General features: G+C 62.9%; 24 protein-coding genes. 17 read left to right on the top strand and 7 right to left on the bottom strand.

Annotated features, from left to right (window positions below; translation table 11 throughout):
- The first annotated feature begins 53 nt into the window (after positions 1-53).
- From HB778_RS08495 to HB778_RS08485, 3 genes are all read left to right on the top strand, one after another.
- Complete coding sequence (locus HB778_RS08495) at positions 54-284, top strand: hypothetical protein (protein ID WP_183463003.1); 231 nt, start codon at positions 54-56, stop codon at positions 282-284.
- Between the two features lie 78 nt (positions 285-362).
- Complete coding sequence (locus HB778_RS08490) at positions 363-1,148, top strand: ThuA domain-containing protein (RefSeq protein ID WP_183463001.1); 786 nt, start codon at positions 363-365, stop codon at positions 1,146-1,148.
- Between the two features lie 16 nt (positions 1,149-1,164).
- Positions 1,165-2,214 carry a Gfo/Idh/MocA family protein gene (locus tag HB778_RS08485; RefSeq protein ID WP_183462999.1) on the top strand — a complete coding sequence of 350 codons (1,050 nt, stop codon included), beginning with the start codon at positions 1,165-1,167 and terminating at the stop codon, positions 2,212-2,214.
- Between the two features lie 45 nt (positions 2,215-2,259).
- Here HB778_RS08485 and HB778_RS08480 read toward each other — a convergent pair whose 3' ends face one another.
- The 6 genes from HB778_RS08480 to HB778_RS08455 all read right to left on the bottom strand — a co-directional run bounded on the left by HB778_RS08480 (position 2,260) and on the right by HB778_RS08455 (position 6,607).
- A complete protein-coding gene (locus HB778_RS08480) occupies positions 2,260-2,508 on the bottom strand; it encodes a DUF680 domain-containing protein (RefSeq protein ID WP_183462997.1) in 249 nt (82 codons plus the stop codon).
- A 189-nt stretch (positions 2,509-2,697) separates the two neighbouring features.
- Complete coding sequence (locus HB778_RS08475) at positions 2,698-3,342, bottom strand: TetR/AcrR family transcriptional regulator (protein WP_095199446.1); 645 nt, start codon at positions 3,340-3,342, stop codon at positions 2,698-2,700.
- Between the two features lie 104 nt (positions 3,343-3,446).
- A complete protein-coding gene (locus HB778_RS08470) occupies positions 3,447-4,223 on the bottom strand; it encodes an SDR family NAD(P)-dependent oxidoreductase (protein ID WP_183462995.1) in 777 nt (258 codons plus the stop codon).
- An 18-nt stretch (positions 4,224-4,241) separates the two neighbouring features.
- Positions 4,242-5,270 (bottom strand): phosphotransferase family protein, encoded by a 1,029-nt coding sequence (locus tag HB778_RS08465; RefSeq protein WP_183462993.1) that lies wholly within the window; start codon positions 5,268-5,270, stop codon positions 4,242-4,244.
- Positions 5,267-5,752: a MaoC family dehydratase gene (locus HB778_RS08460; protein ID WP_280515956.1), complete on the bottom strand. Its 486-nt coding sequence runs from the start codon at positions 5,750-5,752 to the stop codon at positions 5,267-5,269. Before HB778_RS08460 ends, HB778_RS08465 begins: the two co-directional genes overlap by 4 nt.
- Before the next feature lie 39 nt (positions 5,753-5,791).
- Positions 5,792-6,607: an SDR family oxidoreductase gene (locus tag HB778_RS08455; protein ID WP_183462992.1), complete on the bottom strand. Its 816-nt coding sequence runs from the start codon at positions 6,605-6,607 to the stop codon at positions 5,792-5,794.
- A gap of 115 nt (positions 6,608-6,722) precedes the next feature.
- Here HB778_RS08455 and HB778_RS08450 point away from each other — a divergent pair, with 115 nt between their 5' ends.
- The 7 genes from HB778_RS08450 to HB778_RS08420 all read left to right on the top strand — a co-directional run bounded on the left by HB778_RS08450 (position 6,723) and on the right by HB778_RS08420 (position 13,125).
- Positions 6,723-7,964: an acyl-CoA dehydrogenase family protein gene (locus tag HB778_RS08450; protein WP_183462990.1), complete on the top strand. Its 1,242-nt coding sequence runs from the start codon at positions 6,723-6,725 to the stop codon at positions 7,962-7,964.
- A 58-nt stretch (positions 7,965-8,022) separates the two neighbouring features.
- A complete protein-coding gene (locus HB778_RS08445) occupies positions 8,023-9,060 on the top strand; it encodes a zinc-binding dehydrogenase (protein ID WP_183462988.1) in 1,038 nt (345 codons plus the stop codon).
- 74 nt (positions 9,061-9,134) lie between these two features.
- Entirely contained in the window at positions 9,135-9,614 is a 480-nt protein-coding gene (locus tag HB778_RS08440; protein ID WP_183462985.1) for a hypothetical protein, read from the top strand.
- 140 nt (positions 9,615-9,754) lie between these two features.
- Entirely contained in the window at positions 9,755-10,936 is a 1,182-nt protein-coding gene (locus HB778_RS08435; protein WP_183462984.1) for a glycosyltransferase family 87 protein, read from the top strand.
- Positions 10,929-11,903, top strand: coding sequence for a glycosyltransferase family 2 protein (locus HB778_RS08430; protein ID WP_183462982.1), 975 nt, complete (start codon positions 10,929-10,931; stop codon positions 11,901-11,903). Before HB778_RS08435 ends, HB778_RS08430 begins: the two co-directional genes overlap by 8 nt.
- Positions 11,900-12,718 (top strand): ChbG/HpnK family deacetylase, encoded by an 819-nt coding sequence (locus HB778_RS08425; RefSeq protein ID WP_183462980.1) that lies wholly within the window; start codon positions 11,900-11,902, stop codon positions 12,716-12,718. The genes HB778_RS08430 and HB778_RS08425 overlap by 4 nt, the downstream gene beginning before the upstream one ends.
- Positions 12,715-13,125, top strand: a complete 411-nt coding sequence (locus HB778_RS08420) for a GtrA family protein (protein ID WP_183462978.1) — start codon at positions 12,715-12,717, stop codon at positions 13,123-13,125. The genes HB778_RS08425 and HB778_RS08420 overlap by 4 nt, the downstream gene beginning before the upstream one ends.
- A 62-nt stretch (positions 13,126-13,187) precedes the next feature.
- Here the strand turns inward: HB778_RS08420 and HB778_RS08415 are convergent, their stop codons facing one another.
- Entirely contained in the window at positions 13,188-14,015 is an 828-nt protein-coding gene (locus HB778_RS08415) for a MurR/RpiR family transcriptional regulator (RefSeq protein ID WP_183462976.1), read from the bottom strand.
- A 136-nt stretch (positions 14,016-14,151) separates the two neighbouring features.
- Between HB778_RS08415 and HB778_RS08410 the strand changes: the two genes are divergently transcribed.
- The 7 genes from HB778_RS08410 to HB778_RS08380 all read left to right on the top strand — a co-directional run bounded on the left by HB778_RS08410 (position 14,152) and on the right by HB778_RS08380 (position 23,770).
- Entirely contained in the window at positions 14,152-14,970 is an 819-nt protein-coding gene (locus tag HB778_RS08410) for an N-formylglutamate amidohydrolase (RefSeq protein WP_183462974.1), read from the top strand.
- 22 nt (positions 14,971-14,992) lie between these two features.
- On the top strand, positions 14,993-16,531 hold the full coding sequence (locus HB778_RS08405; protein ID WP_096450011.1) for an amino acid permease: 1,539 nt from the start codon (positions 14,993-14,995) through the stop codon (positions 16,529-16,531).
- Between the two features lie 208 nt (positions 16,532-16,739).
- The gene (locus HB778_RS08400) at positions 16,740-18,296 is read left to right on the top strand and encodes an amino acid permease (RefSeq protein ID WP_183462972.1); all 1,557 of its coding nucleotides are present in this window, start codon (positions 16,740-16,742) and stop codon (positions 18,294-18,296) included.
- A gap of 88 nt (positions 18,297-18,384) precedes the next feature.
- Complete coding sequence (locus tag HB778_RS08395; protein WP_183462970.1) at positions 18,385-19,755, top strand: glutamine synthetase family protein; 1,371 nt, start codon at positions 18,385-18,387, stop codon at positions 19,753-19,755.
- Positions 19,756-19,841: 86 nt separating this feature from the next.
- Positions 19,842-21,230 (top strand): aldehyde dehydrogenase family protein, encoded by a 1,389-nt coding sequence (locus tag HB778_RS08390; protein WP_183462968.1) that lies wholly within the window; start codon positions 19,842-19,844, stop codon positions 21,228-21,230.
- A gap of 18 nt (positions 21,231-21,248) precedes the next feature.
- Complete coding sequence (locus HB778_RS08385; RefSeq protein ID WP_010911396.1) at positions 21,249-22,421, top strand: iron-containing alcohol dehydrogenase; 1,173 nt, start codon at positions 21,249-21,251, stop codon at positions 22,419-22,421.
- 242 nt (positions 22,422-22,663) lie between these two features.
- A complete protein-coding gene (locus tag HB778_RS08380; protein ID WP_019861092.1) occupies positions 22,664-23,770 on the top strand; it encodes an ABC transporter substrate-binding protein in 1,107 nt (368 codons plus the stop codon).
- Positions 23,771-23,798: the final 28 nt, after the last annotated feature.

Raw genomic sequence — 23,798 nt, 5'->3', positions numbered from 1 at the left:
AACGTTTGCCGCCCGCGTTCGTTGTGCGGCAACAGGTCGAGGGAGAAATGCCGATGCCGTCAAAGTCCGCGCCGAAGTCGCCGGTGAAAAAGACGCCGGCCGTCCGCTCGCTTGAGCATGAGCAACACGAAGCGTCGAGCGCGGAAGAGGAACTCGAGGAGGGCCTCGAGGACACGTTTCCGGCCAGCGATCCGGTGTCCATCACCAGTTCGGCGATCCCCGGCGGGCCCGCCAAGCCTGGCAAGGCCAAGACCGTCCCTGGACGGAAACCCCGCAAGCGCTGATTTTCAGCAATTTTGGTCGAAAGGCATCTTCCCAAGATATCGCCAGTTGAGATATTCAAAGCGCTTTGGAGAGGAAAAATGCCGATAAAAGCTGTTGTCTGGGGCGAGAATGTCCATGAGCAGACCAATGCCGCCGTGCGCGACCTCTATCCGCTGACCATGCATGGCACGATCGCCGCCGCGCTCAACCACGACAAGGGCATCGAGGCGACCACCGCCACCTTGCAGGAGCCCGAGCACGGCCTGAGCGAGAAGCGCCTGGCGGCCACAGATGTGCTTTTGTGGTGGGGCCATGCCGCCCATGGCGAGGTCAAGGACGAAATCGTCGAGCGCGTGCAGAAACGGGTCTGGGAAGGCATGGGGCTGATCGTGCTGCATTCCGGCCACTATTCGAAGATCTTCAAGCGGCTGATGGGCACGCCCTGTTCGCTGAAATGGCGCGAGGCGGGAGAGCGTGAGCGCGTCTGGGCAATCAACCGCAGCCACCCGATCGCACAAGGCATCGGCGAATGCCTGGAGATCGGCGAGACGGAAATGTATGGCGAGCCGTTCGCGGTGCCGGAGCCGCTCGAGACGGTGTTTGTCTCCTGGTACGAGGGTGGCGAGGTGTTCCGCTCCGGGCTGACCTACCAGCGCGGCGCGGGCCGCATCTTCTATTTCTCGCCCGGCCACGAGACCTATCCGATCTATCACAATGAGGGCGTGCAGCAGGTGCTGCGCAATGCCGTGCACTGGGCGCATAACCCGGCGCCCGCATGGGCCGGCATCACCAATGCGCCGAACGTGCCGACGGACAAGGCCAAGGAGAAGATCGTGCAAAAGGGCCTGCGCCTGCATGCCGATGGCGACAAGGGGTTGAGTTAATGAGGGACCTGATCTGATGCATCGCCTGCTCTTGCTCGGCACCGGCTGGATCGCCGGACATCATATCGAAGAGTTCGCAAAGGTTCCTGGCTGCAGTATCGTCGCCTGTGTCGATCAGCTGCCTGGCCGCGCGGCGGCCTTTGCCGCTGCCAACCAGATCGGCGTTTCTTTCGAGAGCCTTGAAGCGGCGATCGCCTGGGGCGAGTTCGACGCCGCCATCAACGCAACGCCGGACGGTGTGCACAAAGCGACGACGCTGGCGCTGCTTGCCGCGGGAAAACATGTCTTTTGCGAAAAGCCGCTGGCGCCGAATCATGCCGATGCGCTTGCCATGACCGAAGCGGCCGAGGCCGCAGGCCTCGTCAATATGGTCAATCTCACCTACCGCAATTCACCGGCGATCCAGGAAGCACGGCGTCTGGTGTTGGCGGGCGCGATCGGCGAATTGCGCCATGTCGAGGCGAGCTACAAGCAGAGCTGGCTGGTCAGCAAATCCTGGGGGGACTGGCGCGTCGAGGACAAATGGCTGTGGCGCCTGTCGAGCCGGCACGGTTCGACCGGGGTTCTGGGCGATGTCGGTATCCACATCCTCGACTTCGCCACCTATGGCGCGGCCCAGGATATCGTCAGCCTGAATGCCGATCTGGTGACGTTTCCGAAGGCCGAAGGCGATCGGATCGGCGACTATGTGCTGGACGCCAATGACAGTGTGGCGATGACGGCACGGCTCACATCCGGCGCGCTGGCGACGATCATGGCGAGCCGCTACACAACCGGCCATGGCAATGACCTGTCGCTGACGCTGCATGGCACCAAAGGAGCGCTCAAGGTCGAGACCGATGGCAAAGCAGCGCGGCTGTCGGCATGCCTGGGAAAGGACGTCGATGTTCAGCTCTGGCGTGAGCTAGCCTTGCCGGATGTCAAGCGCAACGCCCGGCGTTTTGTCGATGCGCTGGATGCCGGGCAGAATGGCGATCCGTCCTTCCGGCGCGCCGCCGTTATGCAGAAGCTGATCGACGCGGCCTTTGAGAGTTCGGCGGCCAGGCTGCCGGTCACGTTCGGCTGACATATGCTTCTGGCCGGCTCGTGCCGGCCAGAAGCGCGCAAAACTTTAGAACGCGCTCGGCACGATCCACGGGTTGATGCCGATGCCGAGGCGCGGGCCTTTGCCTTCAGCATTGTTTTCCGTGGCGCCCTTCTTCTCGACCGAGCCGGTCGAGGCGCAATCCAGCTTCACATTGGTCTTGGTGTCGACGCAGGTCGCGGCCGGCACGTGCTTGACCGGGTGGGTGGTGTTGGCGGCGAAGGCCGAGCCGGAAAGTGCCAGCACGGCGGCGAGGGTGAGGAGGGTCTTTTTCATTGTCAGTCTCCGTTTTCGACGGGTAAATCTTTTCCGTACATGTACGGTGCTACGTACAGATACGTCCGCCAATCGCGAAGTTCAAGCCAAAATCGTACGCGTACGGTAAAATTTTGTTAACCAAGAAATTCGCCCTTCGGTAGGCCGGGGAAGGTCGCGAGGGAAGTATGGAAACGAAGGAGTTGGCGTTCAGCAGTTGACCGGAGTCTCGGTCAGCGGCGGCACGTTCTGCGTGCTGAGCGCGGCCAGTTGGAAATCGCACATCCGTTTCACGAAAGCATGCGGGTCGCCGAAGGGGTAGAACGGAAAGGTGATCAACAGCGAGATCGTGCCGTGGCCGACCGCCCACAGCATGGTGGCGATGGCGCGCGGATCGCCCTGCAATTTTCCGGCGGCGACGCAGGCCTCGACCCGGCTGATCAGCGCCTTCATCGCCGGGTTGGCCTCGTGCATTTCTTGAAAACTCTGGCCTTCCGGCGGCCTGGTCTTCTCGGTCATGAAGACGGTGCGGTATTCGTTGGGATTGCCGAGGCCGAAGGCGGCATATTCGGTCATCACTGCCTGCAAGGCCTCGATCGGATCGTCGGACGGATGCTCCTCGATGCGGCGGGCAAGCGTCTCGAAGGCATCTTCGGCCAGCGCGAACAGAATGTCCTGCTTGTCGGCGAAATAGGAATAGACCGACATCGGCGCATAGCCGACCCGCTTGGCCAGTTTGCGGATGGTCAGGCCTTCATAGCCTTCTTCCCGGACGAGCTTGTGCGCGGCCTCGACCAGCTCGGAGCGCAGCTCGGCCTTCTGTTTTTCGCGGCGTTTCTGGACGCTCGGCGGCAAGTCTGGGGCCTCTCGGTGGGTGTCTGGGGTTGATGGTATCTGGCTAAATTATATACGCTGTACGGAAACGGACAAGGGCGCCGCGGGTTCCCAAGCGGTAGGTATCAGATCGCCCCGACGCCGCCGTCGACGGCCAGCGCATGGCCGGTCATGAAGGAGTTGGCCGGGTCGGCGGCGAACAGGATGGCGGTGGTGATTTCGTCGACTTCCGCCACGCGCTTCATCGGCACGCCGCGCGTCAGTTCGGCCGACGCCTCTGCCTCCGGCGCGCCGGAGACGCGCACGAAGCTGTCAACCATCGCCGTCCTGGTGTGGGCAGGGCAGATGGCGTTGATGCGCACACCCTTGGTTGCGTATTCGGCGGCCGCCGATTTGGTCAGCCCGACGACGCCATGCTTGGCGGCGGCATAGATCGAGAGTTTTGGCGCGCCGACCAGTCCGGCAACCGAGGCGATGTTGACGATGGCGCCGCCCCTGGCCGTAGCCTTGAACTGCTGCTCCATCTGCGGGATCTGGTGCTTCATGGCATAGAAGACGCCAAGCAGGTCGATCTCAAGCACGCGGCGCGCCTCGTCCGACGGAACCTGCGGCAGGCGCACGAAACTCTGGACGATGCCGGCATTGTTGACGGCGACATCCAGCCGGCCGAATTTTTCGACCGCCAGCCTGACCAGATCCTCCGACAGTTTCTCGTCCGTTACGTCGCCGGCCAGGATCGCCGTTTCGGCTGGCAAGGTCGCGGCAAGACCGGCGAGCGCCTTTTCGTCGATGTCCGACAGCACCAGCCGGGCGCCTTCCGCGGCAAAGCCCTTCGCGGCACCACGGCCGAGGCCGCCGGCGGCACCCGTGATCAGCACCGTTGCTCCGTCAAAGCGGCCCATAATGTCTCCCCGTCATGTCTACTTTTCGATCAGTCTGGCGGCGAGATGCGAAAGCAGCTTCACTGCCTCGCCATAGGTTCTGGCCTTTTCGGGATTGGAGGCATTGCCGTCCAGCGCGCGCTTGTAGACACCCTGGCAGATCGCCGCCAAACGGAAGAAGGAGAAAGCGAGGAAGAAGGTCCAGTTGCCGATATCGCTGAGCCCGCGCCGCCGGCAATAGGCGGCGACATAGTCTTCTTCCGAGGGCAGGCCGAGCGCGGCGCGGTCGACGCCGCCCAGGCCGCGAAAGCCCGATGCATGCGGCAAGCGCCATTGCATGCACTGATAGGCGATGTCGGCAAAGGGGTGGCCAATCGTCGATAGTTCCCAGTCGAGCACCGCCAGAACCTTTGGTTGGTCCGGCGCGAAGATCAGATTGTCCAGCCGGTAATCGCCATGCACCAAAGAGACACGGCCGTCATCGGCTGGCATATGCGTTTCCAGCCAGGCGATCAGCCGGTCCATGTCGGCAATGGCGCCGGTTTCCGAAGCCCGGTACTGGCTGGTCCAGCGTGCCAGCTGCCGTTCGAAATAATTGCCTGGCCGGCCGAAATCGCTGAGACCCACGGCCTCGACATCGACATCGTGCAGGGCGGCGAGCGTACCGTTCATGGCGTCGTAGATCGCGGCGCGCTCGTCATTGTCGCGCGCCTCCGGCAGCGCCGGATCCCAGAAGATGCGGCCGTCGAGGAAGTCCATGACGTAGAACATGCGGCCGATCGGCGAGGCCTCGGCCGACAGATGCAGCATTGCCGGCACCGGGACGGCGGTGCCGGCAAGCGCCTTCATCACGCGGAATTCGCGGTCGACCTGATGCGCCGATTTCAGCAATTGCCCCGGCGGCTTGGCGCGCAGCACATAGCGGCCGCTGGCCGCCGTGATGAGATAGGTCGGGTTGGACTGCCCGGATTTGAACTTTTCGATTGACGCGAGCCCGGCAAAGCCCGGGATTTCAGCCTCGAGGTAAGGCGCAAGCGCTGCCTGGTTGAGCGCGTTGGCGTCGCTCATGCGGTCTCGGGCTGGCGTTCGATCAGCGTCAGCGTCAGCCAGCGGGCGGTCAGCGCCGGTTTCTTCGATCCCTCGATCTCGATCGTCACGTCGTGCGCCGTCTGCACCCAGCCGGATGGCCTGACCTTGACGTCGGCCAGTACGAAATGGGTGCGGATGCGTGCGCCGGTCTTCACCGGCGCCAGGAAGCGCAGCGAATCGAAGCCGTGGTTGACGCCCATCTTGCCGTTTTCCAGCGGCGGCATGGTCTCGAAGGTCATCGCCGAGAGCAGCGACAGCGACAGGAAGCCATGCGCGATGGTGCCGCCGAACGGCGTCTCGCGCTTGGCCCGCTCGGGGTCGCAGTGGATGAACTGGTGGTCGTCGGTGGCGTCGGCGAACTGATCGATCATGCGCTGCGTCACCACCCGCCACGGTGAGATGCCGACTTCCTTGCCGACGCTGGCCAGAAGCACATCGAGACTGATCGGTTCCACGCTCATGTCCTCCAGTTCACCTCCGGCTTCTACGGCCGGAAAATGTCATTCCTTGAACAAGGTCAATCCATGCTGCACCGACTGCCCGCCGTCGATCGGCAGGACGGCGCCGGTGACATAGCTGCCTGCACGGCTGCACAAATAGAGCGTTGCGCCGGCAATGTCATCCGCCGCGCCGATACGGCCGATCGGAACATGGCTGCCGACGTGTTTGGCCTGCTCATCCGTGCCGGTGGCAAAGGCCGTCATCCGGCTCTGGAAGGGGCCGGGGGCAAAGGCGTTGACGGTGATGCGGCGGGCGGCGAATTCGAGCGCCAGCGTACGCGTCAGATGATGCACCGCGGCCTTCGACGCCGTGTAGGAATAGGCGTCGTCGGCCAGCGGCTGCGTGCCCATCACCGAACCCAGATTGATCACCCGGGCCGGATCGGCGTCGCTGGCGGCTGCTTCGAGCAGCGGCAGCAATTCGCGCGTCAGATGGAAGACCGCGGTGACATTGACGCCGAACACCTTGGCCCATGCCGAATAAGGGAAGCTCTCGAGCGGCGCGCCCCAGGAAACGCCGGCATTGTTGATCAGAATATCGAGTTTTTCGGTTCGCGCCTTGACATCGGCGACGAGCGCGGCGATGCCAGCCTCACTCGAGACGTCGCCGGCAAAGCCCTCGGCCCGGCCAGGGGCGCCAAGCCCGTTCAACGCATTGGCGACCTTTATGCAATCCTCGCCCTTGCGCGAAGCGATCATGACGCTGGCGCCAGCCCTGACCAGCGCGGTCGCTGCCATGCGGCCGATGCCGGTCGCCGCGCCCGTCACCAGCGCGGTCTTGCCGGCCACCGAAAACAGCTCGTCGAGATAGGCCATTCCAATCCTCCGCGCTTTGCCCCTGGGCAAAGAGTTCGCGTTGACAAGGCTATCCGAAGTACGGTCATCCTTGCCACGGGTAAATTGCCGGGCCTCTATGAAGGGTTAGCGACCGATGACGGAGATGAATCTCGGCATGACCGAGCGGCTGAAGCCGATCCACGCGCGCGTTGCGGCCATGGTGCGCGACGAGATCATGCCGCGCGACAAGGAATTTTTGGGCGAGGTGGGCAAGGCAGGCGACCGCTGGGTCTACACGGCACGGCAGGCCGAGATCCTCGAAGGGCTGAAGAACACCGCCAGGGAGCGCGGCCTGTGGAATTTCTGGCTGACCGGCTCGGAACGCGGCTACGGGCTTTCCACCGTCGAATATGCCTATCTGGCCGAGGAGATGGGCAAGGCGCATCTCGGCGCCGAGACCTTCAACTGCTCGGCGCCGGACACCGGCAATATGGAGGTGCTGGAACGCTACGGCTCGGCCGACCACAAGAAAACATGGCTGGAGCCGCTTTTGGACGGAAAAATCCGCTCGGCCTATCTGATGACCGAGCCGGATGTCGCCTCTTCCGACGCCACCAACATTTCGATGCGCTGCGAGCGGCAAGGCGACGACTATGTGCTCAACGGCGAGAAATGGTGGGCATCGGGCGCCGGTGATCCGCGCTGCGCCATCTACATCGTCATGGTTCGGACCGGCGGCGACGGAGAACCGCAGCACCGCCGCCATTCGATGATCCTGGTGCCTGCGGACACGAAAGGCGTGACCAAGGTCCGCGCCATGCAGGTCTATGGCGACGACGACGCGCCGCACGGCCACATGCACCTTCGCTTCGACAATGTGCGGGTCCCGGCAACAAACCTGATCCTCGGCGAGGGCAGGGGGTTCGAGATCGCGCAAGGGCGGCTCGGTCCTGGCCGCATCCATCACTGCATGCGCGCCATCGGCCAGGCCGAGATGGCTCTGGAGATGCTGTGTCAGCGCTCCGTGCGCCGCGAGGCCTTCGGCCAGCCCCTGGCAAAACTCGGTGCCAATTTCGACATCATCGCCGAATGTCGCATGGAGATCGAGATGGCGCGGCTGCTGTGCCTCAAGGCGGCGTGGATGATCGACCAGGGCGATGCGCGCGCCGCTGCCCCCTGGATCAGCCAGATCAAGGTCATCGCACCGCGCGTCGCACTCAAGGTTACCGACGAGGCGGTGCAGATGTTCGGCGCACAAGGCATCAGCCAGGACACGCCGCTGGCGCGCTCGTGGACGCATCTGCGGACATTGCGCCTCGCCGACGGGCCCGATGCCGTGCATCGCCGCCAGGTGGCCCGGACGGAGCTGAAGAAATACACGCAGGAGAAGGTCTGAGCAGCAGCTCGGTCCGCTGCGCTATGATCCTTCCGCCAAAAATCAAGGAGTGTCACCGATGACCATTCCCTCCGAAATGAAGGCCCTGCTCCTGGTCGGCGATGGCTACACCAAGACGCCGAGCGGCAGCGCGCTTGAGGCGATGGAGCCTTATCTCGCGCCGGGCCGCATCGCGGTGCCGGCGCCTGGACCGAGCCAGGTGCTGATCAAGGTCAGCTTGGCTTCGATCAACCCATCCGATGTCGCCTTCATCAAGGGCCAGTACGGCCAGCCGCGCGCCAAGGGCCGGCCGGCTGGCTTCGAGGGTGTTGGCACCGTCGTCGCCGGCGGCGACGAGCCCTATGCCAAGAGCCTCGTCGGCAAGCGCGTCGCCTTCGCCACCGGCCTCAGCAATTGGGGCTCGTGGGCTGAATTTGCCGTCGCCGAGGCGGCAGCCTGCATTCCGCTGCTCGACACGGTTCGCGACGAGGATGGCGCGGCAATGATCGTCAATCCGCTCACCGCCATCGCCATGTTCGACATCGTCAAACAGGAGGGCGAAAAGGCCTTCATCATGACCGCCGGCGCCAGCCAGCTTTGCAAGCTGATCATCGGCCTTGCCAGGGAGGAAGGGTTTCGGCCTATCGTCACCGTGCGCCGCGACGAGCAGATCGCGCTGCTCAAGGAGATCGGCGCGGCCCATGTGCTCAACGAGAAGGCGCCGGATTTCGAAACCATGCTGCGCGAGGTGATGAAGGCCGAACAACCGCGCATCTTCCTCGACGCGGTCACCGGGCCGCTGGCCTCGGCCATCTTCCATGCGATGCCGAAACGGGCGCGCTGGATCATCTATGGCCGGCTCGACACCGACGCCACCATCATCCGCGAGCCCGGCCAGTTGATCTTCCAGCACAAGCATATCGAGGGCTTCTGGCTGAGCGAATGGATGCGGCAATTCAAGGAGCGGCGCGGTTCGGCGATCCTGGAAGCGCAGAAGCGTTTTTCCGACGGGCGCTGGTCGACCGACGTGACAGCCGTCGTGCCGCTCGCCGAGGCAATCGCGCGGGTGCCGGCGGAACTGGCCAAGCCCAACGGCAAGGTTTTCATCCGGCCTTGAGTGACCATGACCGAGTGAGATGAAGTCCGGCAACTGCAAAGAAACGGGGGCTGCTTATGAGAAGATGGTGGTTTGTGCCGATCGTCCTGCTGTCGATGGTCGGCACCATCGGTGCGCAGGCTGCCGACAAGTTTCCGCCGTTTTGGCGCAAGGCCATGACGAACGATCCGAATACGAATTACTTTCTCAAGAAATATTCCGCTCCCCTGGACGACCCCGCCGCGACCGCGGTCAGGAACATCATGCTGGCGCGGGTGGTCGGTGCCGAATGTCAGTCGTCCAGGCTCAACAAGGCCAAGATCAAAGCCTACCGCGACAGGACGATCGCCCCGCTCACGCCCGAGCAACTCAAAGCAGCAGCATTCGACAGTGGTATTGCGTTGCGCGGTTTCGGCTACCAGGATCTCGCTTACCTTTGTGCCGGCATCGACTATCAATTCGGACCGAAAGGGGTGCTCATCCCGGGGGCTGTTTCAACCGGCAAGGGTGAGCCAAAGCATCGATACGACCCGAGCAATCCCTATTTTAGCCTGCCTGAATTTACAGGCGACTAGTCAGGTCGCCTGCTTCGGGGTGGCGAAGATGCGCCGATCAATCCCCCTATGCCTCGCCGCTTTGTCCGTGATATGCCGCCGCCATCGTATGCCGGGACAGTGCTGGACCGAGCCTGTTCCGGGTGTTGTGGGGTGTCTTGATGACGATGTCCAAGCTGGTTTTCGACCGTTTGGGACTTGGCCTGTGGATCGGAGCGTTCCTGGTCGTTCTTGTCCTCGTCCTGCTGGCGCCCGACACGCGCAGCGTGCTGTCGGCCTACAGATATGGCAGCCAGGAATTTCTGGCCGGCCGGCCGCTCTATGATCTTCAGTCCGAGATGGGGTATCTCTACGCCCCGGCCTTTGCCGCGCTCTATGTTCCGCTGTTCAAGCTCGGCCCACATCTGGGCGGCCTGGTGTGGCATATCATCGGCTTCGCGGTGCTGACCTTCGCCGCGATGCGGCAGGTGCGCAAGCTCGGCGGCGGGGAGTTGCCATGGTTGCTGTCCTTCGGGCTGTTCCTTGCCCTGCCGATGGCGCTGGGGGCGATCCGCAACGGCCAGGCGACGATCCTGTTGACCGGCGCCTGCTGGCTTCTCACCTTGTCGGCGCTCGAAGGACGGCGCGCCGAAACCTTCTTCTGGGGTTCGGTCGCCATCATCGCCAAGCCGACAGCGATCATCATGCTGTTGTTGGTGGGCGCCCTGCGCCTGCGGCTGATACCGGTGCTAGTGCTGGCGGTGCTGTTCGTGCTCGCACTGCCTTACGCTTTCGCTCCCGCAAGCTATCTCAACGACCAGTATCGTGTTTTTGGCCAGATGCTGACCTCGATGGCCGTCGACAACACCAGCCATTTCGTTCCCACCGATTTCACGGCGCCGTTCACCCGTGTGGGGCTGCCCCTCCCGGAATTCGGCGCCACGATCGTGCGCATCGTCATGGCCCTGTTCACGCTTTCAGCCGTCATCTGGTTCGACCGCAAGCTCGAACGCGGAACGGCTGGTCTCGCCATCTTCCTGACGGCGACGTTCTACATGTGTGTCTTCAACCCGCGCGTCGAGCCCAACACCTATGCCATGATCGCCGTGCCCGCCGGTCTCGCTGTCGCCTTGTTGTGGCGCGAGGAACGCGGCGGTGCTCTGGCGTCGGTGCTCGCGGTGACCCTGTTCCTGACAGGGCTAACCGGCGTCGAGCGCCATATCCAGGATTTCACCTACCCTTGGTTCCGGCCGATCGCGGTCACCGTTATCGCCAGCTCCCTGATCTGGTGGTTCTGGGCGAAAGCAGGAGACAAGGTGACGCGAGGCAAGATGATGAATGAAAGGCCTGTCGCAAATGGCTAAGTCGCGGCCCGTTCTCGATATCGTGGCGCCGTTCTTCAACGAGGCACAATCGGCGTCGGCCTTTGCCGCATTGCTCGACAAGCTTGAAGCCGAAGTGTCGCAGCGCTTCGGCATGGAAGTCCACAAGATCCTGGTCGACGACGGCAGCCGCGACGATGGCGCCGAGCGGTTTTCGCGGGCGCTGTCGGGGTCCTGGGAGATCGTGCGGCTCAGCCGCAATTTCGGCAAGGAGGTCGCGGTGCTCGCCGGCCTCGACCAGTCGCGCGGCGACATGGCGCTGGTCATGGACGCCGACCTGCAGCATTCGATGGACACCAGCCTGAGGATGATCGCCGAGCTGGTGGAAAACCCGGATATCGATGTCGTCTTCGCGCAGAACGACCGCCGCGAGGCCAGCTGGCGGCGCAGCCAACTCGCGAAGCTGTTCTACAGCCTGATCAACAGCAGCCAGCGTTTCGACATTCCGGAGAACGCGGGGGATTTTCGCGTCATGCGTGGCGCCGTGGTGCGCGCACTGACGAGCCTGCGCGACAAGCGGCGCTTCAACAAGGGCCTGTTCGCCTGGGCGGGCTTTCGCCAGAAAGCCATACAATACTCGCCGGAAAACCGCGCTGTCGGCACGTCGAAATGGAGCCGGCTCAACCTGATCGCCTTCTCGCTGGAAGGGTTTACGTCGTTTTCCGTCATTCCGCTGCGCATCATCAGCCTGAGTGGGATGCTCGCGGCGTTGGCGGGCATCATCTACGGAGCCAAAGTGTTCTTCGAGGTGCTGTTCTACGGCATCGCCGTCCCCGGCTATCCCAGCCTTATGGTCGCCGTCGTCCTGCTCGGCGGTCTCAACCTCACCTTGCTCGGCCTGATCGGCGAATATGTCTGGGTCACGCTTTCGGAAAGCAAGGACCGGCCGGTCTATCTCGTGCGCGATGTCGTGCGCGGCGACGTTTCGGACAGGCCACCAGGCCCATGACGCGGCGCATCCGCCTGATTGCCGACGACTACGGCCTGGCGCCTGGCGTCTCCACCGCGATTCTCGACCTGCTCGATCGCAGGCGCCTGACCGGCACCAGCTGCATGACCGGCTTTCCGGAATGGCCTGTGGAGGCTGAGCGCATAAAGCCGCTGTGTGGTCGTAAGGCGGTCGGGCTGCACCTGACCCTGACGGACCAATCGGCTGTCACCGGCCGGTCGAGCCTGGCGCCGGAAGGCCGGCTGCCGCCGCTGCGTTCCTTGGCACTGCCGGTCCTGCGCGGAAACATTAACGAGCGGGATGTCCATGCCGAGCTCGACGCGCAGTACAGCCGCTTCGTCGAAGCGCTTGGCCGCCAACCTGACTTCATAGACGGGCACCAGCACGTGCATTTCCTGCCCGTCGTGCGCAAATGGCTGCGGGCGCATTTTTCCGAAGCTGGCGGCAGGCCGGCGCTGCGCGGTGCGCCGGCGCTGGGCAATGCCGCCGTGGCGCCGAAAGTCGCGGCAATCGCTGCCGTGGCTGCCGGCTTCAACCGCTCGATGGCGCGCGCCGGGTTCGCCCTTTTCGCGCCGCTGACCGGCATCTATGACTGGCGGCAACCCGATAGATTTGCTCCGGTTCTGCAGGCCGCTGTCGAGGCGCTGCCGGAACGAGGCCTGTTCATGTGCCATCCCGGCCATGTCGACGAGACGCTGCGGGCGCGCGACCCGATGCAAGGCGTGCGCGAGGTGGAATACGCGGTCCTGGCCTCGGACGCCTTCGGCGCCAGCCTCGCCCGCGCCGGTGTCGAGATCATGGACGGCAAGGGATGAGCGGCACGGACCAGCCCCGCCGTTCGACCGGCAGCAAGATCGTGCGCTTTGCCATTGTCGGGCTGGCGAACACGGCGATCGACCTTGCCGGCTTTTTCCTGCTGCTCAAGCTGCATGTCCCGCCGCTGCCGGCCAACGTCATCTCATGGTCGATCGCCGTCGTCTTCTCCTTCGTGGCCAACGGCTTCTGGTCGTTCGAGCGCAACCACGCCATCCGGCTGCATGATGCTTTCCTGCGTTTCGTTTCGCTCGGGGCGCTGATTTCGCTCGGCGTCTCCAGCCTGTCGATCGCACTGTTCGCCGGCATCGCCGGAGTGTGGCCGGCAAAGATCGGCGGCGTCATCGTGGCGGCGGTGCTGAATTTCCTTGCCGCGCGTTGGTCGATCGAAGGCCGATTGCTGAAATAGGCTTACTGCGCCGCGCGGATGTTGTGTCCCGCGCTACAAGACATCAACTTCCCATCTTTGCCCTAACGCAGCCCTTCCATTTCCCGAATACGCCGGGCCCCGTCGGCCTCGAGCTGTCTGGTGACGGCACCGATCAGCGTTTCGGCGACGACGAAAAGTGCTGCCGAGGAATCCCATGCGGACGGCACAGCGGTTCGTCCGGCGATGACGTGGCGGGCAAAACGGGCAATCGGCGACAGCCACTGGTCGGTGAACAGCACGATCTGGACGCCGCGCTGATGCGCCTTCTCGGCGAAGCGGACGAGGCTGTCCTGGTAGCGCCTGATGTCGAAGATCACCAGCACGTCGCGCTTGCCCATGTCGATCAGCCGGTCGCGCCACATGCTCTCCTGGCCGGCAAGGTGAAAGACATCGGGCTGGATGACGGCGAGGTGGGCGGCCATGTAACGCGCCAGCGGATCGGTGAAGCGGCCGCCGATCAGGAATGTCTTGCCACGCCGGTCGGCAAGCCGCGCGGCGATATCCGCAAGCTGCTTGTCGGAGAGGTGGCGGAAGGTCTCGCGCATATTGTCGAGCGTCGCTTCCAGCATCGGCGACACCGTGCCACCGCCGGGCAAGGGCGGGTTCAGCGTGCGTATCGCCGGCGACTGCAGCTGCGCCGCCAGTTCGTCCTGCAGGCTCGACTGGAATTCCGGATAGTTTTGGAAGCCGAGCCGGGCGACGAAACGCAGGATCGTCGGCGAGGAGACGCCGGCCGCGGTCGAGAATTCGGCGACTGTCTTCAGGCCGATCATCGGATAGCTCGCAATCAGCGTCTGCGCCGCGCGCCGTTCGCCGGCCGGCATCGTGCCGAGGCGGTCGGCGATCAGTTCGGCAATGCTGGAAATCATCTTTTCCCCCACCCCTTGGCCTGGCCCACGAGATCGCATTTGACAAAGCCGGGCAAAGTGTATGAAATCATCCATAGGGACGCAATGAGGCAAAATACGTAACATACGATACAGCGCTCCCCGGGGACCGCAGACTATGGAGAAAGCACGGCCCGCCAGCCTTGCATCGTCCGATACCGTGAGGGTTACCAACCCGAGCGGATCGAGCCCTTTCGTGCTGACCTGCGACCACGCTTCCAATTTCCTGCCCGCCGGATTCGGTACGCTCGGCCTTGCCGCCGAAGACTTGTCGCGCCACATCGCCTGGGATCCCGGCGCGCTGCCGGTGGCGCTGCGCATGGCGCAGGCGCTCGATGCGACGCTGGTCGAAACCCGCATTTCCCGTCTCGTCATCGACTGCAACCGGCCGCTCGACGCGCCGGACCTTGTGCCGCCGGTCAGCGAGACCACGGCGATACCGGGCAATACCGGCCTGACGGAAAAGCAGCGCGCCGAACGGGTCGCCCTGTCATGGCAGCCGTTTCACAGCGCCATCGAGCATATCGTCGAAGACAGGCTGGCGCGCGGCCAGGAGACCCGCCTGGTCTCCGTGCATTCCTTCACCCCGGTCTACAAGGGCTACACCAGGCCGTGGCATATTGGCATTATCCATGATGAGGACCGCCGGCTGGCGTCACCGCTGATATCGGCGCTCAAGCGGCTTGCCGGCATCACCGTCGGCGTCAACGAGCCGTATTCGCCTGCTGACCGCGTCTATTTCACGCTGGAACGGCATGCACGCTCGCGCGGGCTGCCCTGTGCGATGATCGAAATCCGCAACGATGAAATCGCCGGCGAGACCGGGCAGCGGAAATGGGCGGATCTGCTCACGGGCATTTTTTCGAATCTGGAGCCCGTGGAGGCCAAGGGCTCCCGACAACGCGCAATGGGAAAGTCAGTTCAATCGGCCAGCTAAGAACCATAAGGGGAACTCCAGCATGACAACGGATCACACAGAGAAATCGGAGGACGTAAAGATCCTTCACAGTATGGGCTACGCCCAGGAACTGGCCCGCCGCATGAGCGGCTTCTCCAACTTCGCCATATCCTTCTCGATCATTTGCATTCTGGCCGGTGGCATCACCTCATTTCCGCTGGCCATGGGTACCGGCAGCGGTTTCGAGGCGACCGTTGGCTGGGTCATCGGCGGTGTCTTCGCTCTTATCGTCGCGGCCTCGCTCGGCCAGATCGGCTCGGCCTATCCGACCGCCGGCGGCCTCTATCACTGGTCGTCGATTCTCGGTGGACGCGGCTGGGGTTGGGCAACGGCCTGGATCAACCTGCTTGGCCTGATCTTCGTCGTGGCTTCGGTGAATGTCGGCGTCTATCTGCTGTTTCAAGGGCTCGTCGCGGGTCCGATCTTCGGTTGGGACACATCGACCTGGGGGTTCTGGCAGCAGACGGCGGCAGTCGTCTTGATTACCGTCACCCAAGGCCTCTTCAATCATCTCGGCATCAAGACGACGACGATGTTGACCGACTTTTCCGGCTATCTCATCCTCGTTGTTGCGGTCGTGCTGACGCTGACTTTCCTGATCTGGGGCGCGCATGGCTTCGATCTTGCGCGGCTGACGACTTTCGTCAACACGACCGGCGATCCCGGTGGTGGCTATGTTCCGACGGCTCGTACGGCGCTCGTGGCCTTCCTCATCGGTCTTCTCTATCCGCTTTATACCATCACCGGCTTCGACGCCTCGGCGCACACCGCCGAGGAAACACACAACGCCCGTGTCGCTGTGCCTAGAGGCATGATCCACGCTGTGCTGTGGTCTCTCGTCTTCGGCTTCGTGATGGCGGTTTCTTTCGTTCTCGCCAGCCCCGATCTGGTCGCGACCGCCAAGGATGGCGGCAACGCCTGGTTCAACCTGTTCAACAACCTGCCGGCGCCAACCTGGCTGAAGGCTCTGCTCGGCATCGCCATCGTGCTGTCGAACTATCTGTGCGCGCTGGCCGGGCTCACTTCGACCTCGCGTATGATCTTCGCCTTTTCGCGTGACGGAGGTCTGCCTGGGTCGTCCTTGTGGAAGCAGGTTTCGCCGACCTGGCGCACGCCGGTACCTGCCATCTGGCTCGGCGTGGTGCTCTCGATCGCCGCCACGCTCTATTCGCCGGCTTTCGCGGCGCTCGCTGCCGGTTGCGCTCTCTTCCTTTACGTCTCCTATGCCATGCCGATCGCAGCCGGACTTCTTGCGGAAGGCAAGAGCTGGACTGAGTTCGGTCCGTTCCGTCTCGGCGTCTGGTCAAAGCCGTTCGCGGTCATCACCGTGCTCGGTGTCCTGGTGTTGATGTATGCCGGCATCCAGCCTCCCTTCGACATCCTGATCAACTACGCCATCGGACTGATCATTCTGCTCGTGGTTCTATGGTTCGGCATAGAATCGCGTCGCTTCAAGGGTCCGCCGATCGGTGCCGACATTGCTCGTCGCGCGGCGGAGATCGCGGCTGCGGAAAAAGCGGTCGGCCAGACAGCCGGCTAACGGCAAGGCAATATCGCCCGATCGGCTCAGGCCGATCGGGCACCCCGTCGACCATCAGTTTTCAGTTTGAAAGATGTTATCAAGTGGCCGGGAATTTCTTGTCCGATCCGTTGAAGAAGAAGTTTCCGGCGACGGGATTTACGCCGTGCTGGCCTGCATCGTCGGTATGCAGGACCGGTCCAGCAGAGAACCATAGGGGAATTCCGAGATGACAACACCCGGTTATACAGATTCAGACAAGGCGGAGGACGTAAAGGCCCTCCACAGCATGGGCTACGCCCAGGAACTGGAGCGGCGCCTCAGCCGCTTCTCGAATTTCGCGGTTTCCTTCTCCATTATCTGCATCCTGTCGGGCGGCATCAATTCGCTGGCGCAGGGCACGTCCGGCGCCGGCGGCATCGGCATCGGCGTCGGCTGGCTGGTCGGCTGCTTCGTATCGCTGACCTTCGCCGTCGCCATGTCGCAGATCAGCTCGGCCTATCCGACAGCCGGCGGCCTCTACCACTGGGGGTCGATCCTCGGCAATCGCGGCACCGGCTGGGTGACGGCCTGGCTCAACCTGCTTGGCCTGATCACCGTGCTCGGCGCCATCAATGTCGGCACCTGGACGTTCTTCGTCGGCGCCTTCGGGCCGGCACTCGGCATCGAGGGCACGCTGACCAACCAGATGATCTTCCTGGTCGTCATCACCGGTCTCCAGGCGCTGATCAACCACCTCGGCATCAAGCTGACCGCGAAGCTGACCGATTTCTCGGGCTATCTGATCTTCTTCGGCGCGATCCTCATCGCCGTGGTCTGCCTGATTTTCGCCGAGCATTGGGATGTCAGCCGTCTGTTCACCTTCCACAATTATTCAGGTGATGCAGGCGGCGGCGTCTGGCCGTCGGTGTCGAATGCCTGGGTGTTCGCGCTCGGCCTGCTGCTGCCGATCTATACGATCACCGGTTATGATGCCTCGGCGCATACGTCGGAGGAAACCATCAAGGCGGCATCTTCCGTGCCGCGCGCCATGGTCATGTCCGTGGTCTGGTCGGCCTTGTTTGGTTATCTGTTCCTGGCCGCTTTCGTGCTGATGATCCCGAACATGGACGACGCTGCCAAGCAGGGCTGGAACGTGTTCTTCTGGGCCTTCGACCAGCGCGTTCCCTCCGGCATCAAGGAGTTCGTCTATCTCGTCGTGTTCGTCTCGCAGTTGCTCTGCGGTCTCGCCACGGTGACGTCGGCCTCGCGCATGATCTTCGCCTTCTCGCGTGACGGCGGCCTGCCGGGTTCCTCGGCTCTGGCCAAGGTCAGCCCGACCTACCGCACGCCGGTGGCGGCGATCTGGACGGCGTCGATCCTGTCGGTGCTGTTCGTCTGGGGCTCGACGCTGGTTTCGGTCGCCGGTACTTCGGCCTACACCATCGTGGTGTCCTGCACCGTCATCTTCCTGTTCTTGTCCTTCACCGTGCCAATCGTGCTCGGCATGCTGGCCTGGGGCACGCCGAAGTGGGACAAAATGGGACCGTGGAACATGGGGCGCGGCGTCTTCATGCTGTTTGCCGTCCTGTCGATCGTGTCGATGATCCTGATCTTCGTCATCGGCATCCAGCCTCCGAACGACTGGGCGCTCTACATCACCGTCGGCTTCTTCATCCTGACGGCGATCGTCTGGTTCGCCTTCGAGCGCAACCGCTTCCAGGGGCCGCCGCTCGGCGACATCATCGCCGCGCGTCAGGCGGCGATCAAGGCAGCAGAACAGGCGGTCGGCGAGACCGGCCACTGACATCGACCATCAAAGCCATGGCCGGCATCGCGCCGGCCATGGTTTCGTTTATCCCCTTTCAATGACCAAGCGCTGGAGTGCCAAAGGAATGGCCGGAAATTTCTCGTTCGATCAGTTGAAGAAAGCGGTCTCCAGCGGTGAGATCGATACGGTGCTTGCCTGCATCGTCGACCTGCAGGGGCGGCTGGCGGGAAAGCGTTTCCTGGCGCAGTATTTCGTCGATTCCGCGCATGACGAGACGCATGGCTGCAACTATCTGCTCGCCGCCGACATCGATATGGAGCCGGTGCCGGGCTACAAGGCGGCAAGCTGGTCGAAGGGCTATGGCGATTTCGTCATGAAGCCGGACCTTGCCACGCTGCGGCGCATTCCGTGGCTGGAAAAGACAGCACTTGTGATCTGCGACGTGCTCGATCACCACACCCATGACGACCTGCCGCATTCGCCGCGCGCCATCCTGAGGAAACAGGTCAAGCGGCTGAGCGAGCGCGGCTATATCGGTTACTTCGCCTCCGAGCTCGAATTCTATCTGTTCAACGAGACCTACGATTCGGCCCGCAAGAAGCACTGGCAGGGTCTCGACACCGCTTCGCCCTATATTGGCGACTATCAGATCGGCATCACCACCAAGGAAGAAGGCGTCATGCGCCGGCTTCGCAACGAGATGGAAGCCGCCGGCATCCCGATCGAGAATTCCAAGGGGGAATGGGGACCGGGCCAGGAAGAGATCAATGTGCGCTATGCCGAAGCACTCGACATGGCCGACCGTCACGTCATCCTGAAGAACGGTGCCAAGGAGATCGCCGAGTCCGAAGGCAAGGCGATTTCCTTCATGTCAAAGTACAATTACGGCCTCGCCGGCAACTCCAGCCACATCCACAATTCGCTGTGGAGCGCCGACGGCAAGACGCCATTGTTCTTCGACAAGAAGGCGGACTGGACACTATCCACCCTTGGCCAGCAATGGGCGGCGGGCCAGCTCAAATATGCCAAGGAGTTCACCTGGTTCCTGGCGCCCTACATCAATTCCTACAAGCGCTTCCAGGCCGGCACTTTCGCGCCGACCAAGATCATGTGGAGCGAGGACAACCGCACCGCCGGCTTCCGTCTGTGCGGCGAGGGCACCAAGGGCATCCGCATGGAATGCCGCATCGGCGGCGCCGACCTCAACCCCTATCTCGCCTTCGCGGCGCTGATCGCCGCCGGCCTCGCCGGCATCGACGAGAAGCTTGAACTGCAGAAGCCTTTCGTCGGCGATGCCTATCAGGCCTCTCGTTTGCCGGAGATCCCGAAGACGCTGCGCGACGCCACCGAGACGCTGGCCAAGTCGAAGATGCTGAAGCAGGCGCTCGGCGAGGACGTGCTCGAACATTATGTCCACACCGCCAAGTGGGAGCAGTTCGAATACGACCGCCGCATTACGGATTGGGAACTGCACAGAGGGTTTGAGCGGTACTAAACTGTGTCGGCGCCGCCCCCTGGCCATTGTCTGAATGGCGGGTTGCGTCAAAAATCAAGATTTCATGAAGTGCGAGGACTGAAGGAATGACCGAAACGGTCAAGTTGAAATCCCCCGTCGATGGCTCGATCTACGCCGAGCGGCCGATCGCGACCGACCAGGCGATCAATGCCGCGGTCGAGCGCGCCAAGGCGGCGCAGGAGAAGTGGGCCGAGACGCCGATCGTCGAGCGCGGCAAGTACATTCTTGCGATGCTCGAAGCGCTGGTGGCGATGACCGACGAGATCGTGCCGGAAATCGCCTGGCAGATGGGCCGTCCGGTGCGCTACGGCGGCGAGTTCGGCGGCGTCAAGGAACGCACCACCTACATGGTCGAGATCGCCGAGCAGGCGCTCAAGTCCGTGCCGGCCTCCAATCCCAAGGACGGCTTCCGCCGCTATGTGAAGAAAGATCCGCTCGGCGTGGTGATGGTGATCGCGCCGTGGAACTATCCCTATCTCACCGCCGTCAACACCATCGTGCCGGCGCTGATGGCCGGCAACGCCGTCATCCTCAAACATGCGGCGCAGACGCTGCTGGTCGGCGAGCGTTTTCAGCAGGCCTTCGACAAGGTGGGCCTGCCCAAGGGCGTGTTCCAGAATGTCGTGCTCAATCATGCGCAGACCGAGAAGCTGCTCGGCTCGGGCAAGATCGACCATGTCAATTTCACCGGTTCGGTCGGTGGCGGCCGCGCCATCGAAAAGGCGGCGGCCGGCACCTTCATGACGCTCGGCCTCGAGCTTGGCGGCAAGGATCCGGCCTATGTGCTGCCCGACGCCAAGATGGATCACGCGGTCGCCAATCTGGTCGACGGCGCCTTCTACAATTCGGGCCAGTGCTGCTGCGGCATCGAGCGCGTCTATGTGCACGAGAAAGTCTATGACGAGTTCGTCGAGGGCTTCATCGCCGAGACGAAGAACTATGTCGTCGGCAATCCGCTGGAACAGGCAACGACCATGGGACCGATGGCGCAGGCGCGTTTCGCCGACCTGATCCGCGAGCAGAAGGCCGAAGCGCTGCGCAAGGGCGCCAAGGCGCATATCAACATGAAGGTGGCTAACGACAGAGCGGGCTCGCCCTATCTGACCCCTGAAGTGCTGACCGAGGTCGACCATCAGATGAGCGTCATGCGCGAGGAAAGCTTTGGCCCGATCGTCGGCATCATGAAGGTGCGCAACGACGAAGAGGCGATCGCGCTGATGAACGACAGCGCCTATGGCCTGACGGCCTCGATCTGGACCCGCGACACCGAGCATGCGGTGGCGATCGGCAACCGCATCGAGACCGGCACGGTGTTCATGAACCGCTGCGACTATCTCGATCCGGCCCTGGTCTGGACCGGCGTCAAGGACACCGGCAAGGGCGCCGGTCTGTCGGCCATCGGCTACGACAATCTGACCCGGCCGAAATCCTTCCACCTGCGCGAAGCCATCTGATTTTTCGAAAGACAAAAAATGTCCAAGCTGATCTCCAAATGGAACTACCCCACCACCGTCCGCTTCGGCGCCGGTCGCATCAAGGAATTGCCTGAGGTGCTCGAGGCCACCGGCATCAAGCGGCCTTTGTTCGTTACCGATCCCGGACTGGCGAAACTGCCGGTCGTCGCCTCGACGCTGAAAATCCTCGACGACGCCAAGGTGCCTTACGGCGTGTTTTCCGAGGTAAAGCCGAACCCGGTCGATTCCAACCTCACCGCCGGCATCGCCGTGTTTAAGAAGGGCAAGCATGACGGCGTCATCGCCTTCGGCGGCGGCTCGGCGCTCGATCTCGGCAAGCTGATCGCCTTCCAGGCGGGTCAGACGCGGCCGGTGTGGGATTTCGAAGATGTCGGCGACTGGTGGACGCGCGCCAATTCGGACGCGATCGCGCCGATCATCGCAGTGCCGACCACCGCCGGCACCGGCTCGGAAGTCGGCCGCGCCGGCGTCATCACCAATGAGGAGACGCACACCAAGAAGGTGATCTTCCATCCGAAGCTCTTGCCGGCGATCGTCATCGCCGATCCGGAACTGTCGGTCGGCATGCCGGCTTTCATTACCGCCGGCACCGGCATGGATGCGCTAGCCCATTGCCTCGAAGCCTATTGCGCGCCGGGCTATCACCCGATGGCCGACGGTATTGCTGTGGAAGGTATCCGGCTGGTGTTCGAAAACCTGCCGAAGGCCTATGCCAACGGCAAGGACCTTGTCGCGCGCGCTCATATGATGAGTGCGGCCGCCATGGGTGCGGCCGCCTTCCAGAAGGGACTGGGCGCCATCCACTCGCTGTCGCACCCGATCGGCGCGCTCTACGACACCCATCACGGCATGACCAATGCGGTGTTCATGCCCTATGTGCTGGCCTTCAACCGCGACTCCATCGAGGAGCGTATTGCCCGGCTCGCCGCTTATTGCGGCATCAAGGGTGGCTTTGACGGCTTCGCCAAGGCGATCATCAAGCTGCGCAAGGAGTTGAAGGTGCCGCACGCGCTGCCGGGCCTGATCAAGGGGCTCGACATGGACAAGAAGCGCAAGGCGCTGATCGCCGACATGGCGGTGGTCGATCCGACGGCGGGCGGCAACCCGGTCAAGCTGACCAAGAAGGCGGCGCTGACGCTGCTGGAAAACGCCATCGCAGGAACGATCTGACGGCATCATCATTGCCGAAAATTGATCTGGAAAATCAGGGCAAACCAAGGGGGAGAGGATGAAATGCAAGGCGGAAAGTGATTAGCCGGAAAAATAAGCGACGGCTAATTGCTACAGCCCGTTAAAAGAGTTAACTTTTTCTGCTGCCGGCCAATGGTTTCATAAAGCTTTCATCTGGCTGTCACATGAAAACGATACCGCATCGCAGGCGTCCAACGGCGTCAGTTCAACGGAGAGAACACATGTTCAAATTCACGGGGAAGGTGCTTTCCCTTTCGGCCGCGACCCTTATGGTGTCGTCGGTGATTTCGTCCGCGGCTTCGCTGGATGATCTCGTCAAGGCCGCGAAGGCTGAAGGCCAGCTCACCACCATCGCGCTGCCGCACGACTGGTGCGGTTACGGCGACGTTATCGCCGGCTTCAAGGCGAAGTATCCGGAAATCACCATCAACGAGCTCAACCCCGATGCCGGCTCCGGCGACGAGGTCGAGGCAATCAAGGCCAACAAGGACAATAAGGGCCCGCAGGCTCCCGACGTCATCGACGTCGGCCTGTCCTTCGGCCCGACCGCCAAGGCCGACGGCCTGCTGATGCCTTACAAGGTGTCGACCTGGGACTCGATCCCGGACAGCGCCAAGGATGCCGATGGCGCCTGGTACGGCGACTATTACGGCGTTCTGTCGTTCATGGTGAACAAGGACCTCATCAAGGAATCGCCGAAGGACTGGGCCGATCTCCTGAAGCCGGAATTCGCCAACGCGGTCGCCGTCGCCGGTGATCCGCGCGCTTCGAACCAGGCCATCCAGGCAGTGTATGCCTCCGGCCTGTCGACGGGCGCCGCCGCCGGTGAAGCCGCCGGCAAGGCTGGCCTCGACTTCTTCAAGAAGCTCAACGCCGCCGGCAATTTCGTCCCGGTAGTCGGCAAGCCGGCAACGCTCGCCCAGGGCCAGACCCCGATCCTGATCAACTGGGATTACAACGCTCTTGCTGGCCGCGACACGCTGAAGGGCAACCCGCCCGTCGACGTCATCGTGCCGAAGACCGGCGTTGTCGCCGGTGTCTACGTGCAGGCGATCAGCGCCTTTGCGCCTCACCCGAACGCAGCCAAGCTGTGGATGGAATACCTCTATTCCGACGAAGGCCAGATCGGCTGGCTGAAGGGCTATTGCCACCCGATCCGCTTCAACGATCTCGCCAAGAACGGCAAGATCCCGGCTGATGTGCTGGCCAAGCTGCCGCCGGCGGAATCCTATGCCGCCGCCGCGTTCCCGACGCTCGACGAGCAGGGCAAGGCCAAGGAAGCCATCAGCAAGAACTGGGACGCCGTTGTCGGCGCCAACGTCAAGTAAGACTTGGATGATCCACCGGGCGGTCGCG

Origin of the sequence: Mesorhizobium huakuii, assembly GCF_014189455.1 — a bacterium.
Classification (GTDB): domain Bacteria; phylum Pseudomonadota; class Alphaproteobacteria; order Rhizobiales; family Rhizobiaceae; genus Mesorhizobium; species Mesorhizobium huakuii_A.
This window is presented reverse-complemented; position numbering and strand designations above follow the sequence as displayed.